Source organism: Sanguibacter sp. Leaf3 (assembly GCF_001425965.1).
Taxonomy (GTDB): domain Bacteria; phylum Actinomycetota; class Actinomycetes; order Actinomycetales; family Cellulomonadaceae; genus Sanguibacter; species Sanguibacter inulinus.
Genome location: NZ_LMRH01000002.1, coordinates 1268432 through 1287386 on the forward strand (window position 1 = coordinate 1268432; position 18955 = coordinate 1287386).

At 70.2% G+C, this 18955-nt stretch carries 19 protein-coding genes; 11 read left to right on the forward strand and 8 right to left on the reverse strand.

The window, feature by feature from the left end; translation table 11 throughout:
- The first annotated feature begins 1 nt into the window (after position 1).
- From ASG53_RS13050 to ASG53_RS13070, 5 genes are all read left to right on the forward strand, one after another.
- Positions 2-424 carry a DUF1048 domain-containing protein gene (locus ASG53_RS13050; RefSeq protein WP_082544023.1) on the forward strand — a complete coding sequence of 141 codons (423 nt, stop codon included), beginning with the start codon at positions 2-4 and terminating at the stop codon, positions 422-424.
- Entirely contained in the window at positions 421-1287 is an 867-nt protein-coding gene (locus ASG53_RS13055) for an ABC transporter ATP-binding protein (RefSeq protein WP_056133708.1), read from the forward strand. The genes ASG53_RS13050 and ASG53_RS13055 overlap by 4 nt, the downstream gene beginning before the upstream one ends.
- On the forward strand, positions 1287-2051 hold the full coding sequence (locus tag ASG53_RS13060; protein ID WP_056133711.1) for an ABC transporter permease: 765 nt from the start codon (positions 1287-1289) through the stop codon (positions 2049-2051). Before ASG53_RS13055 ends, ASG53_RS13060 begins: the two co-directional genes overlap by 1 nt.
- 164 nt (positions 2052-2215) lie before the next feature.
- The gene (locus tag ASG53_RS13065; RefSeq protein WP_056133713.1) at positions 2216-4159 is read left to right on the forward strand and encodes a DUF4037 domain-containing protein; all 1944 of its coding nucleotides are present in this window, start codon (positions 2216-2218) and stop codon (positions 4157-4159) included.
- Between the two features lie 20 nt (positions 4160-4179).
- The gene (locus tag ASG53_RS13070) at positions 4180-4833 is read left to right on the forward strand and encodes a DUF4125 family protein (protein ID WP_235533922.1); all 654 of its coding nucleotides are present in this window, start codon (positions 4180-4182) and stop codon (positions 4831-4833) included.
- Positions 4834-4857: 24 nt separating this feature from the next.
- Here the strand turns inward: ASG53_RS13070 and ASG53_RS13075 are convergent, their stop codons facing one another.
- Positions 4858-5379: a hypothetical protein gene (locus tag ASG53_RS13075; protein ID WP_056133716.1), complete on the reverse strand. Its 522-nt coding sequence runs from the start codon at positions 5377-5379 to the stop codon at positions 4858-4860.
- Entirely contained in the window at positions 5376-6452 is a 1077-nt protein-coding gene (locus tag ASG53_RS13080) for a LacI family DNA-binding transcriptional regulator (protein ID WP_056133719.1), read from the reverse strand. The genes ASG53_RS13075 and ASG53_RS13080 overlap by 4 nt, the downstream gene beginning before the upstream one ends.
- Positions 6453-6706: 254 nt before the next feature.
- On the opposite strand from ASG53_RS13080, the gene ASG53_RS13085 reads away from it, so the two are divergent.
- From ASG53_RS13085 to ASG53_RS13105, 5 genes are all read left to right on the forward strand, one after another.
- The gene (locus tag ASG53_RS13085) at positions 6707-7501 is read left to right on the forward strand and encodes a 2-keto-4-pentenoate hydratase (protein ID WP_156382786.1); all 795 of its coding nucleotides are present in this window, start codon (positions 6707-6709) and stop codon (positions 7499-7501) included.
- Between the two features lie 42 nt (positions 7502-7543).
- Positions 7544-8899, forward strand: a complete 1356-nt coding sequence (locus ASG53_RS13090; RefSeq protein ID WP_082544025.1) for an MFS transporter — start codon at positions 7544-7546, stop codon at positions 8897-8899.
- 93 nt (positions 8900-8992) lie between these two features.
- Complete coding sequence (gene kduD, locus ASG53_RS13095) at positions 8993-9757, forward strand: 2-dehydro-3-deoxy-D-gluconate 5-dehydrogenase KduD (protein ID WP_056133726.1); 765 nt, start codon at positions 8993-8995, stop codon at positions 9755-9757.
- Positions 9758-9859: 102 nt separating this feature from the next.
- Positions 9860-10705: a 5-dehydro-4-deoxy-D-glucuronate isomerase gene (gene kduI, locus ASG53_RS13100; RefSeq protein ID WP_056133730.1), complete on the forward strand. Its 846-nt coding sequence runs from the start codon at positions 9860-9862 to the stop codon at positions 10703-10705.
- Between the two features lie 10 nt (positions 10706-10715).
- Positions 10716-12398: a pectate lyase gene (locus tag ASG53_RS13105; RefSeq protein WP_200945496.1), complete on the forward strand. Its 1683-nt coding sequence runs from the start codon at positions 10716-10718 to the stop codon at positions 12396-12398.
- A gap of 191 nt (positions 12399-12589) precedes the next feature.
- On the opposite strand, the gene ASG53_RS13110 is transcribed toward ASG53_RS13105, so the two are convergent.
- Complete coding sequence (locus tag ASG53_RS13110; RefSeq protein WP_156382787.1) at positions 12590-13195, reverse strand: hypothetical protein; 606 nt, start codon at positions 13193-13195, stop codon at positions 12590-12592.
- Positions 13196-13341: 146 nt separating this feature from the next.
- The gene (locus tag ASG53_RS13115) at positions 13342-13656 is read right to left on the reverse strand and encodes a putative quinol monooxygenase (protein WP_056133736.1); all 315 of its coding nucleotides are present in this window, start codon (positions 13654-13656) and stop codon (positions 13342-13344) included.
- Positions 13657-13727: 71 nt separating this feature from the next.
- Here ASG53_RS13115 and ASG53_RS13120 point away from each other — a divergent pair, with 71 nt between their 5' ends.
- On the forward strand, positions 13728-14135 hold the full coding sequence (locus ASG53_RS13120; RefSeq protein ID WP_082544026.1) for an ArsR/SmtB family transcription factor: 408 nt from the start codon (positions 13728-13730) through the stop codon (positions 14133-14135).
- On the opposite strand, the gene ASG53_RS13125 is transcribed toward ASG53_RS13120, so the two are convergent.
- From ASG53_RS13125 to ASG53_RS13140, 4 genes are all read right to left on the reverse strand, one after another.
- Positions 14114-16030, reverse strand: coding sequence for an ABC transporter permease (locus tag ASG53_RS13125; protein ID WP_235533940.1), 1917 nt, complete (start codon positions 16028-16030; stop codon positions 14114-14116). The genes ASG53_RS13120 and ASG53_RS13125 overlap by 22 nt on opposite strands.
- A gap of 5 nt (positions 16031-16035) precedes the next feature.
- Complete coding sequence (locus ASG53_RS13130; RefSeq protein ID WP_082544027.1) at positions 16036-16845, reverse strand: ABC transporter ATP-binding protein; 810 nt, start codon at positions 16843-16845, stop codon at positions 16036-16038.
- Positions 16846-16971: 126 nt separating this feature from the next.
- Positions 16972-17640 (reverse strand): response regulator, encoded by a 669-nt coding sequence (locus tag ASG53_RS13135; protein WP_056133741.1) that lies wholly within the window; start codon positions 17638-17640, stop codon positions 16972-16974.
- On the reverse strand, positions 17637-18920 hold the full coding sequence (locus tag ASG53_RS13140) for a sensor histidine kinase (protein ID WP_056133743.1): 1284 nt from the start codon (positions 18918-18920) through the stop codon (positions 17637-17639). The genes ASG53_RS13135 and ASG53_RS13140 overlap by 4 nt, the downstream gene beginning before the upstream one ends.
- Between the last annotated feature and the right edge of the window lie 35 nt (positions 18921-18955).

Below are 18955 nucleotides of genomic sequence, written 5' to 3' on the forward strand. Positions count from 1 at the left end.
CATGGCTGCCCACTGGTTCGAGACCCTCACCGGCCCGCTCTCGCAGAAGAAGCAGTACCGCCAGGACAAGGCACGCATCGACGCGCTGCCCGAGCCCTACGGATCCGTCGCGAAGGGGATGCACAGGTACATCACCTACTTCGCCGGCGTCACCGACGGCGACACCCTCGTCACCATGTTCGGCGAGCTGGCCGACCTCTGGGAGCGCGCCTCCCTCGACGCCACCCCGGTGCGCGACATCGTCGGCGACGACCCCGTCGGCTTCGCCGAGACCTTCGCGCAGGCCTATGCCGGGAAGCAATGGATCGACAAGGAGCGCGCGAGGTTCGTCGCGACCGTCGACTCCGCAGAGCGAGTCTCGAGCGGCTCGTCGGACGGCGAGGACGCCGGGCCCGACGACGCAGGGGACGCGCGGCGGCCATGACGACCGCCGGGTCCCCCGCACCCGCGATCCGGGTCCGCGGTGTCACGAAGTCCTTCGGCGAGCTCCAGGTGCTGCGCGGCGTCGACCTCGACGTCGCCCCCGGGAGCATCGTCGCCCTGCTCGGCTCCAACGGGGCCGGCAAGACCACGCTCGTGCGCATCGTGTCGACGCTGCTGACGGCCGACTCGGGCACGGTCACGGTGGCTGGCAACGACGTCGCGGACCGACCGGACCAGGTGCGCGAGGCGATCAGCCTCACCGGCCAGTTCGCGGCGGTCGACGGCATCCTCACAGCACGCGAGAACCTCGTCCTCGTCGCCAGGCTCCGACACCTGCCCGACCCCGGCGCTGTCGCCGGGACGCTGCTCTCCGACCTCGCCCTCACCGACGTCCGCGACCGCAGGGCCGCCGAGCTCTCGGGCGGGATGCGACGCCGGCTCGACATCGCGATGAGCCTCGTCGGAGACCCGTCGGTCATCGTCCTCGACGAACCGACCACGGGCCTCGACCCGCAGGCCCGGCTCGACGTGTGGCGGACCGTCCGCGGCCTCGCGAGCGCGGGCACGACGGTCCTGCTCACCACCCAGTACCTGGACGAGGCCGAGCACCTCGCAGACCGCATCGCGATATTGCACCAGGGCACGATCATCCAGGACGGCACCCTCGACGAGCTCCGGCAGCTCTTGCCTCCGGCCGAGGTCCGCTACGTCGAGCAGAAGCCCTCCCTCGAAGACGTCTTCCTCGCCCTCGTCGGTGCCGGCAGCCGCCCCGGGGCGAGCACCACGACCGGCTCCGGAGCTCCCGACGACGTGCCCGACGTCGATCCCACAGGTGACGCACACCCACCCCGAGAGGACTCCTGATGACCTCCCACGCGCTCGCCGACACCGCTGCCTTGACCGGCCGCTCGCTGCGCCACATCCTGCGCAGCCCCGACACGATCATCACGACGGTCGTCACCCCGGTCGCCCTCATGCTGCTGTTCGTCTACGTGCTGGGCGGCGCGATCGACACGGGCTCGGACGAGTCCTACGTCGACTACATGCTCCCCGGCATCCTGCTCATCACCGTCGCCTCAGGCGTCGCGTACACCGCGTACAGGTTGTTCCTCGACCTCCAGAGCGGGATCTTCGAACGGTTCCAGTCCTTGCCGATCGCCCGTCCGAGCGTCCTGTGGGCGCACGTGCTCACCTCGCTCGTCGCGAACCTCGTCTCGGTCGCGGTCGTCGTGGTGGTCGCGCTGCTCCTGGGCTTCCGCACCGGGGCGACCGTCGGCGCGTGGCTGGCCGTCGTCGGGCTGATCGTGCTCTTCACGCTCACCCTCACCTGGGTCGCGGTGGTCGCCGGGCTCTCGGCCTCGACAGTCGACGGGGCGAGCGCCTTCAGCTATCCGTTGATCTTGCTGCCGTTCATCAGCTCGGCCTTCGTGCCGACAGCCTCGATGCCCGGGCCTGTCGCCTGGTTCGCCGAGCACCAGCCCGTCACCGCCGTCGTCGACACGGTCCGCGCGCTCTTCGCGCAGACCCCCGTCGGAGGCGACATCTGGGTCGCCCTCGCCTGGCTGGTCGCACTGCTGGCTGGCGCCTACCTCGCCGCTGTCGCCGCCTACCGCCGGCGGGTCCGCTGACCGGACCCTCAGGTCGGGCAGGTCAGACCTGCGCCAGCCCGCTCGTCCTCGCCCAGCCCTCAGCAAGCTCACCGTGGGCGCGACCGACCAAAGCCCCACATCTCAGGCCGCGCAGCATGGCACGGTGGACAGATGCACACCGCCCGCGCGACTCGACCGTCACCATGACGTCACGCACACCGGACGCCCGCCCAGCAGCTCCTCCGCAGCCCGTCGACGTCGCGGCCGTGCTCCGCGGTCTCGACGCGATCTTCGCGGCCCACGACGGTCCCACCCGGGCCGCGCCCTACCTGCGGTCGGCGCTCGCCGACGCTGAGCGTCAGGGCGACGACGGAGCCCGGCTGACCCTCCTCAACGAGCTCGTCGGGCTGTACCGCTCGCAGAGCCTGCACGACGACGCCGTCGCGGCGAGCCGGTCTGCCCTCGCCCTCGTCGAGAGCATGAGCCTCACGGGCACCGACGCCCACGCGACCACGCTCATCAACGGGGCCACGGCGATGCGCGCGGCGGGCCGCCCCGACGACGCCCGCGCGCTCTACAGCCAGGCGCTGTCCGTAGCCGACACCGCCTTCGGACCGGCAGACCGGCGTCTCGCAGGGCTGCACAACAACCTCTCGATCCTCTGCAGCGAGCGGCAGGACCACGCCCAGGCGCTGGCAGAGCTGCGAGCGGCGATGTCGATCCTCGAGGCCTCGTCGGTCGACCCCGAGCGCGACCTCGACATCGCGACCACCTGCACCAACCTGGCCCTGGTGAGCTTCACGCTCGGGCAGCACGAGGACGCCGCCCGGTACGTCGACAGGTCTCTCGCGATCTACCTGGACGGCGGGCACGAAGACGACCCCCACTACGCGTCGGCCGTCGCAGGGCACGCCGAGGCCTGCTTCAGGGTCGGGCGCTACGCCGACGCCGTGACCATGTACCGCCAGGCGCTCGCGATCATCACCGAGTGCTACGGCACGGACAACGACTACTACGCGGTGACTGCGGAGAACCTCGCCGAGGCTGAGGCTGCAGCCGCCGCGGGGGCCGCGCCCGGGACTGGCTCGTCAGACCGTCCGAGCACCGCCACCCCTGTCACCGCCGCGGCCCCGTCCGGACCGGCCGCCGCGGTCCCGACGACGCGCACGCTCGACTCTGGCCTCGATCTCGCCCGCGCCTTCTGGGAAGAGCACGGACGCCCGATGCTCGCGTCCCGGTACCCGGCGTACAGCGGTCGGATCGCCGCGGGTCTCGTCGGCCACGGCTCCGAGTGCTACGGCTTCGACGACGCGATCTCCCGCGACCACGACACGGGCCCAGGATTCTGCCTGTGGCTCACCGCCGAGGACCATGCCGAGATCGGCGCCGCGCTCCAGGCCGACTACGACGCGCTCCCCCGCACCTTCCGCGGCGTGGACCGCACTCCCACGACCCCTCGTGCGCACGGTGCAGGTCGCCGCGTCGGCGTCTTCGAGATCGGCGCCTTCTACGAGCAGATCACCGGCTACAGGCAGGCGCCCACCACCGCTCACGAATGGCTGATGCTCGACGAGGCGACGCTCGCCGCAGCGACCGACGGCGCGGTCTTCGCCGACCCGCACGGCGCCTTCAGCGCGGTCCGGGGGTCCTTCACGAGGATGCCCCGTGACGTCAGGTGGGCTCTCGTCTCGCGAAGGCTCGGGATGATCTCGCAGGCAGGTCAGTACAACGTCCCCAGGATGCTCGACCGCGGCGACGGGGAGGCAGCGTGGTTGTCGGTCGGCGAGCTCACCCGGGCCGTCGCCTCCCTCGTCTTCCTGCTCACCGGTCCCTCGTCGGCCGGGTACCTGCCGTACTACAAGTGGCACTTCGCGGCGCTGCGCCGTCTGAGCCGTCGCATGGGCTCGAGCCTGCCCGGCGCTGTCGACGACCTCTCCGAGATCCTCAGGCTCGCGTCGGCAGCGTGCTTCGGACCAGGTTCTCCGGACGCGCGAGCACGGCTGGAAGAGCGGATCGAGAGGCTCTGCGCCACGATCGCCGCCGAGCTCCAGGCCCGAGGTCTGAGCAGCAGCGGCGAGACCTTCCTCGAGCGACAGCGCGAGCACGTCGCCGCGCACATCACCGACCCCTGGTTGAAGGCACTGTGAGAGACGACGGAGGACCAGCGATGAGCACCACCCCGACGGAGGACACCCGCACTATGCAGGAACGGCTGGAGGTGGCCGAGAGCGTCGTCGAGCGAGAGTGGGCGCAGTTCACGCAGGTCACCAACGAGGGCGGACCTGCAGCGTGCCAGGACGACCTGTCGACCTTCCACCAGATGCGCCTGAGCCAGTTCCTCACCTGGCCGACCGACCTGCTCCGCAGCTATGCGGCCGATCTCGACGAGGCGGGGTCGACCGGGAGGAACCTGCTCACCGAGAAGTACGCCCGCATGATGGCATCGACAGAACCCGGTCGCTACGCGCGCGAGATCGCCCCACAGCTGCCCGCCCTGGACCCGAGCCGGGTCTCCGAGCAAGAGCACGTCGTCGCGAGGCAGGTCGCGTGGGCAGTCGACTTCTGCGCCCGGTACCCGCGGCTCGGCCGGGCTATGCGGACGCTGCGCACGACGCAGGACACCTTCGTCGACACGTCCTTCGAGACCTACCTGCGCGGCGAGCTGGGCTCCTACTCCGACCGGACCTTCGAGGGCTACGCCCGCCTCGTCGAGGAGACCGCGGCCTCGGGCGGCAACCTCACCGAGCAGACGCTGCGGTGGACAGTGCTGCTCGTCGGGTACGCCGACCTGGCCGAGGCCGAGGCCGCCCAGGCGGGGTGAACCGACTGGCGCGCGAGGCGCACGTCAGCTCGCGAGGACCCGCTGGCACAGGGAGACGAAGTCTTCGAGGACCTCGACGTCCTCGGGTGCCATGGCCTCGCGACGCTCTTCGATCTCGGCGGAGGTCAGCTTGCCGACGACGATCGCGGCCGAGCGGCAGATGCCGATCCGGTTGGGCCTGTCGGCAGCCTCGACGTCGGCGTACAGCGTCTGCACCTCGCTGCTGTACAGCTCGTCCGCGGTGAAGAGCACCTCCTCGTCAGGGATGAGGAAGTCGTCCTGCCCTGTCGACCCGTCGGGGTCAGCGGTGACCGTGGGCTCGGCAGAGGGCTCGGTGAACGTGGGCTCCTCGGACGGGACCGGGGTCGTGGGGTCGTCGGGTGGACTGCTCTCCGGTGGTGAGGTCTCGGCCGGCGCAGAGGAGCTCGGCTGGCTCGGTGCCGTCAGCACAGGAGACGCGTCCTTCGGCGCCGTCGGCGAGCACCCTGTCGCTGCAGCCGCGATCAGGAGAGCGACCAGGCCGGCGCGTGCTCCCGTGGCCCTCATCGCGGGCCCTCGGGGCTCACGGCGGGTGCTGACGTCTCACGGACCACGAGCTCAGGGCTCGGGGTGTCCCGCGCCTGGCCGCGGTCCGTCGCGCCGGTCTGCGTCTCGAGGAGGGTGAGGATCGCCAGGTGTCCCATGGCACGGGTCGGTATCCGCACCGTCGTCAGACGTGGCTGCACGTGGCTGGCGATGCTGAAGTCGTCGAAGCCCACGACAGTCAGCTCGCGCGGCACCTCGAGGCCTGCGCGCTGGGCCGCCTGGAGCACACCGGCTGCCATCTCGTCGTTCGCAGCGAACACAGCCGTCGGACGGTCGTCGAGGTCGAGCAACGCCTGACCTGCCTGCAGACCAGCCTCGAAGGTGTAGTCACCCTCGACGACCAGAGTGTCGTCCAGCGGCGAGCCAGCGGCGGTGAGAGCCTGCTCGAACCCGTTCCGGCGCTCTCTCGCCGACAAGAAGGACATCGGCCCGGAGACCATCCCGATGCGCACGTGACCGAGCTCGACGAGGTGCTCCCCCGCGAGGACGGCCCCGTCCCTGTCGACTCCCACGACGCTGCGCTCGGGGACGTCGACGGCTGTCGATGCCACCCTGACGTACGGGACCCGCAGGTCTGCCAGGAGAGGGTCCAGCCGTTCGTCCTCGGCGACCGAGGACGAGAAGACGACGCCGTCGAGGCGGTGCCGGCTGACGAACTCCCGCAGACGCTCGCTGAACTGCGGGTGGGCGCGGTCCAGCGGGAAGGTGACGAGGGCGTACCCCGTGCCCTCGAGCCCGTCGAGCAACCCCTGCTGCATGGTGATCAGGTACTCGGGGTTGGGGTTGTTGTACACGTGCCCCACCAGGAAGGCGCGACCTGTCGCGAGCCCCTGGGCACGCGCCTGCGGGACGTAGCCGTGCTCGGCGATCAGCGCCTCGATCCTGGCACGCGTCTCGTCGCCGACACCGGGCAGCCCGTTGACGACCAGCGAGACCGACTTGCTCGAGACGTTCGCGAGCCTGGCGATGTCCCGCATGGTCAGGCTCCCCTGGCGCCGGTCGACCGACGCCGGTGCCTCGCGGTCGTGTGCCATGGGGTGCTGCCCTCCTCGAGACGACGCGTCCAGAGCGCGCAGAAGTACGCGACCACAGTACGCGACCGGAGTGTCTGCACAGGTCGCGAGGGCATGCCGGAGGGCCGGAGGAACCGGCGAGGTAGACGGCCTCTCGCGACGCTCTTCCCCTCGTGCCGTCGGGTTGCCCGCCTCTACTCTCTCCTCCCACCAGGCTTGCGTAAGCGGTTACTCCGGGTCTAGCGTAACCGCTTACCGAGCAGATGGAGAAGACCGTGACCCAGCACGACACAGCAAAAACGGCCGAGCTCCTCGTACGAGCCCGAGCCAGCAGGAGGGCCCTCACGGGGTTTCCCGGCGAGATCCCACCGACCGTCGACGAGGCCTACACGATCCAGGACGAGGTGATCGCCCTCACCGACGACACCGTCGTGGGCTGGAAGGTCGGGCTCATCGCTCCCGCACTGCGTGAGCGGGCGGGTGCTGAGCGCCTCGTCGGGCCGGTCTTCGCCACGAACCTGTGGCCTGCTCAGCCAGGCGTCGTCATGCCGCTCCCCGCGATCGTCGGCGGCACCTCGTGCGTCGAGGCCGAGATCGTCATGACCGTCGGCGTCGACGTCCCGGCCGGCACAGCCGTCCAGACCCTCGACGACGCCCGACAGCTCCTCGGCGGCGTCCACGTCGCCGTCGAGCTCGCCGGCAGCCCGGTCCCGCAGATCAACGGCCTCGGCCCCATGGCCGTCGCCGCGGACCTCGGCAACAACGCCGGGCTCGTGCTCGGCCCACAGGTCCCGGAGTGGCGCTCGGGCGCGTGGGAGCAGCTCGAGGCCAGCACCTGGATCGCCGGAGAGCTCGTGGGCAGAGCCGACGCGACCTCGATCGCCGGTGGCGCCCTCGAAGCCTTCAGGTTCGCGCTGGCCACGGTCAGCGGCCGCGGCCTCGACATCCCCGCAGGGACCCACATCGCCACAGGCGCTGTCACAGGGATCCACGACGTGGTTCCCGGGCAGCACGCCCGGATCAGGTTCGGAGAGATCTTCCAGGTCGACCTCGACGTGGTCGAGGCCTGACACCAGTCGCAAGTCCATCCCGAAGACGTGAGTTGGAGACACATGAGCGAGCAGAAGACGAGCGGGGACGGCAAGGAGCTGTTCCCCGAGCTCAGCAGCGCAGACAAGAAGAGGTACGTGGCCTCGGCCACGGATCGCATCACGAAGTACCGGTGGGTGATCGTCGCCCTGCTGTTCACCGCGATGGTCATCAACTACATCGACCGGCAGACGCTCGGGCTGATGAAGGCGGACCTCTCCGAGGAGTTCAGCTGGTCCGAGCAGGACTACGCCAACGCGATCTTCTGGTTCCAGGCGGCCTACGCCGCGTCCTACCTCGTGTGGGGTCGCGTCATGGACCGGATCGGCGTCCGGTGGGGCCTGGGCATGGCCTTCGCCATCTGGCAGATCGCGCACATCGCCCACGCGGGGATGCGCAGCCTGACGGGCTTCATCATCGCCCGCGCAGCACTCGGCATCGGTGAGGGAGGCGGGTTCCCGGGGAGCATCAAGGCGGTCGCCGAGTGGTTCCCGAAGAAGGAGCGCGCCTTCGCGACAGGTCTGTTCAACGCCGGCACCAACATCGGCGCGATCGTCACACCCCTGGTCGTCCCCGCGATCGTCCTCGCCTGGGGGTGGCAGGCCGCGTTCATCGTGACGGGTCTCGGCGGTCTCATCTGGCTGCCGGTCTGGTTCTTGCTCTACCGACGTCCGCAGGAGAACAAGCACGTCTCCGAGGCCGAGCTGGCCCACATCACCCAGGACCCTGAAGAGCCCGAGGAGAAGGTCGACTGGAGGCTCATCCTGCGCCGTCGCGAGACCTGGGCCTTCGCGATCGGCAAGTTCCTCACCGACCCGATCTGGTGGATGTTCCTCTTCTGGCTCCCCGACTTCCTCGGCAAGCAGCACGGGCTCGACCTCAAGTCCTTCGGTCCCCCGCTCATCGCGATCTACCTCATCTCCGACGTCGGCAGCGTCTCCGGCGGCTGGCTCTCGGGCAAGTTCATGAACCGTGGCTGGAGCATCAACCGCTCCCGCAAGACGACCATGTTCCTCTGCGGGCTCCTCGCCCTCCCGATGGTCTTCGCCGGACAGCTGAGCAACCTGTGGGTCGCCGTGGCGATCATCGGCATCGCGACAGCCGCGCACCAGGGCTTCTCCGCCAACCTCTACACGCTCCCCAGCGACGTGTTCCCACGCGGTGCCGTGGGCACGGTCGTCGGACTCGGCGGCATGCTCGGCGGCATCGGCGGCATGTTCATGGCCCAGTACGCCGGCTACATCCTCGACAGGGTCGGCAACTACACCCCGATCTTCATGGTGTGCGCCTTCGCCTACCTCATCGCGCTCACGGTCATCCACCTCCTCATGCCCCGCATGGACAGAGTCATCCTCGAGCCCTCGACCACCACGGTGTGAGCCGGGGCGGCGTCGCACCACCGCGACGACGACCACCGGCTCACCAGACTCACCCGAGTGCCGGACCCGGCACCACGACACACAAGGACACCCATGACAATCCCATCCTTCAGGCTCGACGGACGCGTCGCCCTCGTCACCGGCGCCAGCCAAGGGCTCGGGCAGAGCGCTGCGCTCGCCCTCGCCGAGGCCGGCGCAGACATCGCCGTGATCGACTACGCCGAGGCGACCGACACCGTCACCCAGGTCGAGGCACTGGGCCGCCGCGCGCACAGCATCCGGCTCGACCTCGTCCAGGCCACAGCAGACGACCTCGAGGCTGCAGTGTCCGAGGTGGTCATGACGCTCGGACGGATCGACGTCCTCGTCAACAACGCCGGGATCATCCGGCGCGCACCGGTGCTCGAGCACTCCGCGAAAGACTGGGACGACGTCCTGGCGATCAACCTCGACGCCGTCTTCCACCTCTCGCAGCGGGTCGGCCACAGGTTCGTCGCGCAGGGCTCGGGCAAGATCATCAACATCGCGTCGATGCTCTCGTTCCAGGGCGGCGTCTTCGTCCCCGGGTACGCGGCGTCCAAGCACGCCGTCGCGGGGATCACCAAGTCCTTCGCCAACGAGCTCGCCGTCCACGGCGTCTGCGTGAACGCCATCGCGCCGGGCTACATGGCGACGGAGAACACCGCACCCATCCGCGCCGACGCGGCCCGCGAGCGCAGCATCCTGGACCGCATCCCCGCAGGGCGGTGGGGCACCCCCGACGACCTCGCAGGACCCTTCGTGTTCCTCGCCTCGTCAGCCTCGGACTACCTCAACGGGGCGATCATCCCGGTCGACGGCGGCTGGCTCGTGCGCTGAGCCGCTCTCACCAGCCCTGACCGACGCGACGAGCGCTGATCGGCACCGATCCGTGCCGATCAGCGCTCCCCCTCTGACTGACCGCACCACAAGGAGAACCACATGGAACAGCGATACGCCACGAACCCCGACCAGATCCCCGGCATGGGTACCGACGAGCTGCGCGAGCGGTTCCTCGTCGAGGCCGTGTTCGTCCCGGGCGAGATCACGCTCGTCTACACCCACCACGACAGGGTGGTCGTCGGCGGCGCGCAGCCTGCCGGCCAGGAGCTCGCGCTGCTGCCCTCGGACGAGATCCGCGCCGAGTACTTCCTGGAGAACCGTGAGATCGGGATCGTCAACGTCGGCGGGACCGGCACGGTGACCGCCGACGGCGAGACCTTCACGCTGCCGACGGGAGCCTGCCTCTACCTCGGGCGCGGGGTGCGGGACGTGGTCTTCGCCGACGGTCCTGGCGCCGCAGAGCACCCGGCGGGTGGCGCGCAGCTCTACCTGTTCTCCGCCCCCGCGAACACCACCTACCCGACCCGGCTGGTGCTGCCGGGCGAGGGGACCACGCGAGAGCTCGGTGACCAGCTCACGAGCAACCGTCGCTCCCTCGAGCAGCTCATCCACCCCGGCGGCATCCAGTCCTGCCAGGTCGTCATGGGAGTGACGTCGCTGCACCCGGGCTCGATGTGGAACACCATGCCGGCGCACACCCACGAGCGTCGGACCGAGTGCTACCTGTACTTCGACCTGCCCGAGGACGCCCGGGTGATCCATCTCTGCGGGCAGCCGACGCAGACGCGGCACCTCGTGGTCGCCGACCGTCAGGCCGTCATCTCGCCGTCGTGGTCCTTGCACTCGGGGGTCGGCACCGCGGCGTACTCCTTCGTGTGGGCGATGGCCGGTGAGAACCAGGCCTTCGACGACATGGACGCCGTCCCCGTCGACCAGATCCGCTGATCGGGCCGCCATGAAGAACGTGATGACGCCCTGGCGCAGGGCTGGGCACCGCAGGTTCGCAGGTCCGCTCGTCGTGGCTCTAGCGCTGGGCGTCGTCGCGTGCGGGCCGGAGGGCGCACAGCCCTCCGACCCGGGCGGCGGGACGGGGACCGCGACACGTGAGGCCGCCCTCGACACCATGCGGCGCGCGACCCTGTTCATGACCGAAGACCTCGCCTACGAGGGCGGCTACGTGTGGTCGTACCTGCCGGACAGGTCACGCCAGTTCGGTGAGATGGAGGCGTACCCGACACAGATCTGGATCCAGCCGCCCGGCACGGCGACCATGGGCCACCTGTACCTGGACGCGTACCACGCGACAGGCGACGAGCTCTACTACGAGGCCGCGACGAAGGTCGGTCAGGCACTCGCCGAGGCTCAGCTGCCGACAGGTGGTTGGAACTACATGTACGACTTCGCCGGGGAAGAGTCGACGCAGGAGTGGTACGACACGATCGGTGCGAACGGGTGGCGGCTCGAAGAGTTCCAGCACTACTACGGCAACGCGACCTTCGACGACGCCGGCACCGCGGAGAGCACACAGCTGCTGCTGCGGCTCTACACCGAGAAGGACGACGAGACCTTCAAGCCTGCGCTCGACCAGGCCGTCGCCTTCGTGCTCGAGAGCCAGTACCCGATGGGCGGCTGGCCACAGCGCTACCCAGCACCTGCCGAGGGCTTCGAGGAGGACGGGGCACCTGACTACACAGGGCACGTCACCTTCAACGACGACGTCGCGGCGGAGAACATCGAGATCTTGCTCATGGCCTACCAGGCCCTGGGTGACGAGTCGGTGCTACCTGCGGTGCGGGCGGCGATGGATGCCTTCACGGTGACCCAGCAGCCGGCACCGCAGGCAGGCTGGTCGCTCCAGCACACCGTCGACGACCTCGCGCCGGCCGGTGCACGGAGCTACGAGCCGGTGTCGCTCGCGACCCACACGACGGCGAGCAACGTCGAGAAGCTGCTGGGCTTCTACGAGCTCACAGGTGACACGTCCTACCTCGACGGTGTCCCCGCGGCGCTCGACTGGCTGGACTCGGTCCGGCTCCCGGAGGACCTGTGGACCGACGACGGTCGGCAGTACCCGACCTTCGTCGAGCTCGGGACGAACGACCCGCTGTACGTTCACCGCACGGGGTCGAACGTCGTCAACGGTGAGTACGTGGTCGACAAGGACCCTGCTGGCACGATCGTGCACTACAGCTCGTTCCGCGAGATCGACGTCCCGGGCCTGCGTGCCCGGTACGAGGAGCTGCGGGCCGCACCTGTCGACGAGGTCACAGCCGGGTCACCGTTGCTCCACCAGGGCGCGACCATCCCGGAGTACTTCACGACCGGCGAGATCTCCGTGTCGGACCTCAACGTCGGCACGCTGAGCCCGGCCGACGAGCGTCCGAGCGACACGGAGGTCGGCGAGCTCGTCGACGGGCTCAACGACGAGGGCTACTGGCCGACGGAGCTCGTCTCGACGAGCAACCCCTATGCAGGAGAAGGCTCGGCGACACCTGCCGAGGGCGACTACTCCCAGACCGAGGTCGGCGACTCGACGGACACCTCGCCGTTCACGACCGACGACCCCGTCGTCGGCATCTCGACAGGCCGGTACATCGAGAACATGAGCGCCCTCGTGCGGTACGTCGCGGAGGAATGAGACCGGGTCGACGGGTCCAGCGCAGCCCTGTCGGCTCGAGCAGGCGTGGTCCGGTCAGGTCCGGACCACGCCTGCGCCTGCGTCTGTGTCTACGTCTGCGACCGTGGTTCGGGCCTGCCTGGCCGACCTAGCGTGCCCTAGACCGAGGTTGGCCTGGTGGCGCCTGGGCCGGGCCCTGACCCTGACCGAGATCAGCGCATCCGCGCGATGACGAAGGTCCCGCCCGACTCACGCTCGACAGCAACGCCCTCGGCATCGTCTGCGTCTCCAGGACTCACGACGAAGAGCTCGGGGACGTAGCTCGTCCCCTCCTCGACCTGCTGCACCCCGGCTTCGGTGACAGCGTCGGCGTCGACGTCGGCGGGCACGAGGTAGACGACCTTCGTCGGATAGTCGAGCCCACCGGAAGCCATCCACGCTCCCTGTCGCTGAAACACCGCCGGCGCGATGCACGACGAGCCCACGGCGTTCTGCCCTGGCGCCAGGTCGCCCTCCGTGGCGTACTCGTTCATGAGGCAGACGTTGCCCGCTGAGTCGAGCGCTACCCACTGCCGGTCGATGTCACTCTCCCGCAAGAGCCGCGCCGAGTCCGGTACGAGGTCTTCCGTCTGGACGACGCTCGTGACCATGCCTTCGGGCAAGGTGTCGCGAGGCTCCGCGTCGGTCGCGAGGATCGGGATCATGTCAGTGATCTCCTGCGGAGCCGACTCCTGGTCTGGGCTGCTGCACCCGACCAGGACGGTGGCTACGAGCGCAGCCAGCGCGGCCCCTCGGGCAGTCGTCAGGCGTGTCGTCATCATCAGCATGCTCCCCCTACGTCGACAGTCTCCGCACGGTGCAGAGATGCTACGTCGACAGCTCGACCCTCTCATCCGGTGCAGCAGACCGCACACCGCCTCGGCGACCCGCAGACGGTCGACCGGGCCTCCAGCCCCGTCGGGCCTCAGTTGCCGACAGGCGTGAGCCACCGGATCTGGAGGTCTTCGGCAAGGTACTCCATGCGGTGGTCCTGAAAGTCGCGCATGTGCGGGAGGGCGAGGTGCGCTGCGAGGTCGTCGGCAGACCGCCAGCGCTCGTAGAACACGAGGTCTCCGTTCTCTGCGGTGTGCAGGACGTAGTCGACCGACCCCTCCTCGGCGCGCGTCGGCGCCACGAAGGAGTGGAGGAGGGCAGCGAGCTCGGCTGCGCGTTCGGGCCGCGGGCGGGCGACCCCGACGAGAGCCACGGGACCGGCAGATGAAGGTATGGCGATAGACATACCTCGACTGTAGAGACGCGCGGAGGTAAGATGCAAGCCATACCTCCCATCCGACCTGCCAGAAGGACCTCATGCCACGCGAGCTCGACCTGGGCGCTGTGCTCACCGCCCTCGCCCACCCGTCACGCCGCCAGGTAGTCGTCGACCTCGTGCACGACACCGACGACCAGGCTCGTGCCTGCGGCTCCTTCGACCTCCCGGTCTCGAAGGCGACGAAGACGCACCACTTCAAGGTGCTCCGCGAAGCCGGTCTCGTCACCCAGCGAGACCACGGCAACGGGAGCACCCTGACGCTGCGACGCGCGGAGATCGACCGGGACCTCCCCGGGCTGCTCGGGCTGCTGCTCTCAGAGGACGCGAGCCGAGCGGGTGCGGAGCACACACCCGGTGGCCTCCCGGCACCGGCACCGGCACCGGCACCGAGGACGCCACACCGACCGGCGCGACCAGGTAGCACTCAGGCGGCGGGGACGACCTGAGGTCTCGCCGTCGCCCGGACTGCTCCGATCACCGTCGTCGTGCCGGCCACCAGCACGACCGCGAGCGCGAGCACCCCGAAGGCCATGACGTCGATCCCGGCAAAGACCGACCCGACGAGCCCGTAGCCGACACCGATCAGCGCCGGCAGCACCGAGGCTGTCCCGATGACCAGCGCTGCCAGGGCCACGACTGCCGCCTCGACGGCTGCTGTCGTCACGAGCTGGCGACGGGTCGCCCCCGTCCGGCGCAGGAGTGCGTGCTCGGGGCGGCGGGATGAGGCGAGCATCGCGAGCGTGTTGGCAGCTGCGGCGGCGACGAAGACCAGGAGCGCGAGCACCAGGATGGCGGAGAGCTGTTGCTGACCTGCGGCGGCGTCGGTCGCAGCGTCGGCGTACTCGGCGGTCGTCAGCACGTCGAGTCCTGCTGCGACGATCGCGGTCTCCACAGCGTCGGCCTGCCCAGGTGCGGTGCGGAGCAAGACCGCGTCGGCAGCGGTCCCGGTGCCCGTCTGCGTGTCGTCCGAGGCGAGCGTCGCCTCGCCGACGAGGTAGTCGCCAAAGCCGAGCGTCCTGTCGTAGACCGCGACGATGGTCAGCTCTCGCTCCTGGTCGTCGAGCCGGACGGTGAGGCTGTCACCGAGCCCCGTGCCCGTGCCGAGCAGCGAGTCCCGGCCGACAGCCACGGTGCCGGGGTCTGCGAGGTCGTCGAGCGTCCCAGACCTCACGTCGGGGTCGACGAGCATGTCACCGCCGGACAGGACCTGGAGGGCGGTCGGTTCCCAGGCGAGGCCGGAGAGGAAGGCCACGTCGTCCATCTCGTCGTCGGTGCGCACCTGCGCCTCTTGCGATCGGAGGGTCGTGAGGGCCTCGACACCGGGCGTCGAGCGGACGGCCTCGAGGTCGGTCGTGCCCAGTCCCCCGGTCTTCTGGACCACGAGGTCAGCCGTGATGCCGTCGCCCAGCTGGACACCGGCTGCTGTCGAGACCGCCCGGTTGACGCCGAGCTGGACCGTGCCGAGGGACAGGAGCAGGGCGAGCGGCACGATCGCCGCGGTGAGCCGGCGAGAGAAGCCGCGGGCGTTGGTGAGGGCAAGCGTGAGGCTCGCGCTCCCCGAGCCCTGTGCCGCCGCGAGACCACGGCGAGCCAGTGCTGCGACGATCGCCGGACCAGCGAGCGCCGCCGACGTGATGAGCAGGAAGGCCGACGACGCACCCGACGCGCTCCCGATGAGACCGGGGACGACAAAGGGGACCACCGCGACCCCGAGCCCCAGCACGGCGCAGCACCAGGCGGCCGTACGCCGCACGGGTGAGAGCGTCGACGGCTCGGTCGCGCTGAGCCTGACAGCGGCGGTCGGGCTGAGCCTCGCTGTCTCCCGTGCCGCGAGGCGGGCGGTCAGCGCGCCGGTCCCGCCGAGCAGCACGGCTGTCGCGAGGACCGGCCAGGGCGAGAGCTGGAGGACGAAGCCCGCGGGCACGATCTCCCCCGACACGAGCACGGACGTCGCCGAGCGGGCGAGCAGCAGACCGGGGACAGCGCCGACGAGCGTCGCGGCGGCGAAGACGAAGGCGACCTCGGTCGCGACCATCCTGCGCACCTGGGTCGGTGTCGCACCGACTGCGCGCAGCAGCGCGAACTGCGAACGCCGCTCCCGCAGGGCGGCGGCGTAGGCGGAGGCGACGACGAGCACGACCACGAGGATCGTCGTCCCCGCGAAGGAGCCTGTCGCGGCGGAGAGCATCGACAGGTCCTCCCCCGAGGACGTGCCGCGGATCCCGGCCTCCATCCAGGCGCCTGTCGCTGTGAGCAGGGCTGAGGCGAGAGCGACCATGACAAAGCTGCCGGCGACGCTCGAGGCGTGGGCATGCAGGGCTGAGCGGGCGAAGGACCACATGGGGTTCACCGCCCCAGCTCTGCGAGGCGGGCCGAGACGTCGGCGGCCGTCGGCGAGAAGAGGTCACCGACGACGCTGCCGTCGGCGAGGAACAGCACCTGGTCGGCTGTGGCGGCGACGCCGGGGTCGTGGGTGACGACCACGAGGGTCTGGTCGAGCTCGTCGGACATCCGCCGCAGGAGCCCGAGCACCTGCTGACCGGTGCGTGTGTCGAGGGCACCCGTGGGCTCGTCGGCGAAGACCACCGCAGGACGGGTCACGAGGGCACGGGCGATCGCGACGCGCTGCGCCTGGCCACCGGAGAGCTCGCCGGGCAGGCGGTCCTCCATCCCGGTGAGCCCGACGGCGTCGACGAGCGAGGCCTGCCACCCCGGGTCGGGCCGGGTGCCACCCAGGAGCATGGGCAGCTGGATGTTCTCCGCGACCGTCAGGTGACCGACGAGGTTGTAGGCCTGGAAGACGAAGCCGATGTGGTCGCGGCGGAACCGGGTGACGGCGTCGGGCGAGAGCGCGGTGATGTCCACGTCACCGACGATCACCTGGCCGCTGGTCGGCGAGTCCAGCCCGGCCGCGCAGCTGAGGAAGGTCGACTTGCCTGAGCCTGAAGGACCCATGATCGCTGTGAAGGACCCGCGCGGGATGGCGAGGGAGACGGACCGCAGGGCGGTCACGACGTCGGGGCCGTCGGGGTAGGTCTTGGTGACCTGGACGAGGCGGACGGCCGTGTCGGTCGAGAGGGTCGGCAGCGACGTCTGCGGGTGGGCGGTGTGCGGGTGGGCGGTCTGAGGGCGCGCATTCTGAGGGCGGAGAGGCATGACGATGCTCCTGGTGTCGAGGGCTCTGAGGTGATGCTCTCGACGCTACGGAGCGGGTGGTGGCGGACCTAGATGCTTCCGGCGGGACCTGGAGGCTTGCATCTTTCGATGCAGGCCCGGCCGGCCTCAGACGTCGGGCAGCGCGACGACCCTGTTCTGGTACGCCCACACGACGGCCTGCAGCCTGGACCGCACACCCAGCTTGGGCAGCATGCGCGCGAGGTGAGACTTGACCGTCGACACCTCGACGACCAGCTCCCGGGCGATCTCCTCGTTCGACATGCCCTGGGCGAGCAGCAGCAAGATCTCCCGCTCGCGGTCGGTGAGCACACCGTCAGCGCGGTCCACGGAGACGGGTCGCAGGCTGCGCCTGTCGACGAACTCGCGAAGGATCCGCCGGGTCAGCGTCTGGTCGATGGTCCCGTGACCGGCTGCGACCTGGCGGACGGCGTGGATGATCACGTCAGGGTCGGCGTCCTTGAGGAGGAACCCTGAGGCCCCGGCCTCGAGGGCACCGAAGACGTAGTCGTCGATGTCGAAGGTGGTGAGCACGAGCACCGGGACGGGGTATCCGGAGTCGATGCCGTTGAGGCGGCGGGTCACCTCAATGCCGTCGAGGCCGGGCATGCGGATGTCCAGGCACGCGACGTCCGGGCGCAGCGCGAGCGCCATCTCGAGGGCCTCGACGCCGTCGGAGGCCACCCCGACAAGCTCGATGTCAGGCTCGGCCGACAGGAGCGCCGAGAGGCCGGCGCGGACGAGGGGCTGGTCGTCGGCGACGAGGACGCGGATCATGCAGGGTCTCCAGGCTGGTGGTCGGTCGTCGTGCGTGGCGGGCGGCCCGTCTCCGTGGGCAAGGTCAGCCGCACCTCCCAGCCACCGTCGACCGTGCTGCCGTAGGCGAGGTCGGCACCGACGAGGGCGGCGCGCTCACGCATGCCGAGGAGCCCGAAGCCTGAGGTCGAGCGTTCGCGGTCGACAGGCTGTTCGGGCGGACCGTTGACCACACGGACCAGGATCGCGCGGTCACCTGAGTTCGCGATCTCGACGATGCAGGCCGCACCGGGGGCGTGCATCACGGCGTTCGCGAGGGCTTCTTGGACCATGCGGTACGCCACGAGCTGGGCGAGCGGTCCGACGTCGTCGGTCAGCCGTGGCCCGTGGGGTCCCGCCTGCTCGGGCAGGCGCAGCTCGACTGTCAGACCCGCCTCGCGGCGGCTCGCGACGAGCTCGCGGAGCGCGGAGAGCGTCTCGACCGAGCGTGTGGCCTCCCCGTCGTCGGACCGCAGCAGACCGACCAGGCGACGCAGGTCGTCGAGCACCGCGGTGCTCTGCTCGCGCACCTGCTGCACCGAGCGCTTCGCAGCCTCAGGGTCGGTGTCGATCTGCCGGGCGATGGCCGCCGACATGATCGCGATACCGGACATGTGGTGCGCAGCGATGTCGTGCAGCTCGCGCGCCATCGCGGTGCGCTCGTCGGCGACCGCAGCCTGGACGAGGGCGTCGCGCTCACGGACGAGAGCCTGCTCTTCCCCGCGGTGGGCCGTGCGAGCCTCGCGCCGGGCCGCGACGGCCAGGGCGATGACGAAGGGCAGCCCGACGACACCGACAGCCTGCAGGACCGCCGCGCCAAGCGCCGCAGGGATCTCGGTCGGGGTGCTGCGGACGGCGTTGATCGTCTCCCCCAGCACGACGGATCCCGCGACGACCGGGAGGAGCGTGCGCAGGTCGGGCAGCGGGAGGGCGAGGGTCACGAGGAAGACCGCGAGGATCGTCGCGATCCCGGTGAGGCCGTAGACCGCCCCGGGCCCGGCGACGGCGAGCAGCGCCGGGATCGCCGCCACGGTCAGGAGCGCTGGGCGGGGCGCCGACCGGGCGCGGCAGAGCACGAGTGCTTGGGCAGTCACCGTGACGAGGACGAGCCACCACCCGATGCTGCCCTGCAGCACGAGGACCACCCCGTCGTCACCGGTGTCGAGCAGCGGGAGGGCCACGAGGGCGAGGGCTGCGAAGAGCCAGCCACAGCCCGCGACCCACGCGTCGACGGTCCGCGGGCTACGAGGTCGGTCGGTCACACGACGGAGTCTAGGCCGGTCACGCTGTCCGCTGG

Excerpts from the sequence above, each read along its gene's own strand:
- ASG53_RS13050 (WP_082544023.1), top strand. The coding sequence starts at position 2 with ATGGCTGCCCACTGGTTCGAGACCCTCACCGGCCCGCTCTCGCAGAAG.
- ASG53_RS13055 (WP_056133708.1), top strand. The coding sequence starts at position 421 with ATGACGACCGCCGGGTCCCCCGCACCCGCGATCCGGGTCCGCGGTGTC.
- ASG53_RS13060 (WP_056133711.1), top strand. The coding sequence starts at position 1,287 with ATGACCTCCCACGCGCTCGCCGACACCGCTGCCTTGACCGGCCGCTCG.
- ASG53_RS13065 (WP_056133713.1), top strand. The coding sequence starts at position 2,216 with ATGACGTCACGCACACCGGACGCCCGCCCAGCAGCTCCTCCGCAGCCC.
- ASG53_RS13070 (WP_235533922.1), top strand. The coding sequence starts at position 4,180 with ATGAGCACCACCCCGACGGAGGACACCCGCACTATGCAGGAACGGCTG.
- ASG53_RS13075 (WP_056133716.1), bottom strand. The coding sequence starts at position 5,379 with ATGAGGGCCACGGGAGCACGCGCCGGCCTGGTCGCTCTCCTGATCGCG.
- ASG53_RS13080 (WP_056133719.1), bottom strand. The coding sequence starts at position 6,452 with ATGGCACACGACCGCGAGGCACCGGCGTCGGTCGACCGGCGCCAGGGG.
- ASG53_RS13090 (WP_082544025.1), top strand. The coding sequence starts at position 7,544 with ATGAGCGAGCAGAAGACGAGCGGGGACGGCAAGGAGCTGTTCCCCGAG.
- kduD (WP_056133726.1), top strand. The coding sequence starts at position 8,993 with ATGACAATCCCATCCTTCAGGCTCGACGGACGCGTCGCCCTCGTCACC.
- kduI (WP_056133730.1), top strand. The coding sequence starts at position 9,860 with ATGGAACAGCGATACGCCACGAACCCCGACCAGATCCCCGGCATGGGT.
- ASG53_RS13105 (WP_200945496.1), top strand. The coding sequence starts at position 10,716 with ATGAAGAACGTGATGACGCCCTGGCGCAGGGCTGGGCACCGCAGGTTC.
- ASG53_RS13110 (WP_156382787.1), bottom strand. The coding sequence starts at position 13,195 with ATGACGACACGCCTGACGACTGCCCGAGGGGCCGCGCTGGCTGCGCTC.
- ASG53_RS13115 (WP_056133736.1), bottom strand. The coding sequence starts at position 13,656 with ATGTCTATCGCCATACCTTCATCTGCCGGTCCCGTGGCTCTCGTCGGG.
- ASG53_RS13120 (WP_082544026.1), top strand. The coding sequence starts at position 13,728 with ATGCCACGCGAGCTCGACCTGGGCGCTGTGCTCACCGCCCTCGCCCAC.
- ASG53_RS13125 (WP_235533940.1), bottom strand. The coding sequence starts at position 16,030 with ATGTGGTCCTTCGCCCGCTCAGCCCTGCATGCCCACGCCTCGAGCGTC.
- ASG53_RS13130 (WP_082544027.1), bottom strand. The coding sequence starts at position 16,845 with ATGCCTCTCCGCCCTCAGAATGCGCGCCCTCAGACCGCCCACCCGCAC.
- ASG53_RS13135 (WP_056133741.1), bottom strand. The coding sequence starts at position 17,640 with ATGATCCGCGTCCTCGTCGCCGACGACCAGCCCCTCGTCCGCGCCGGC.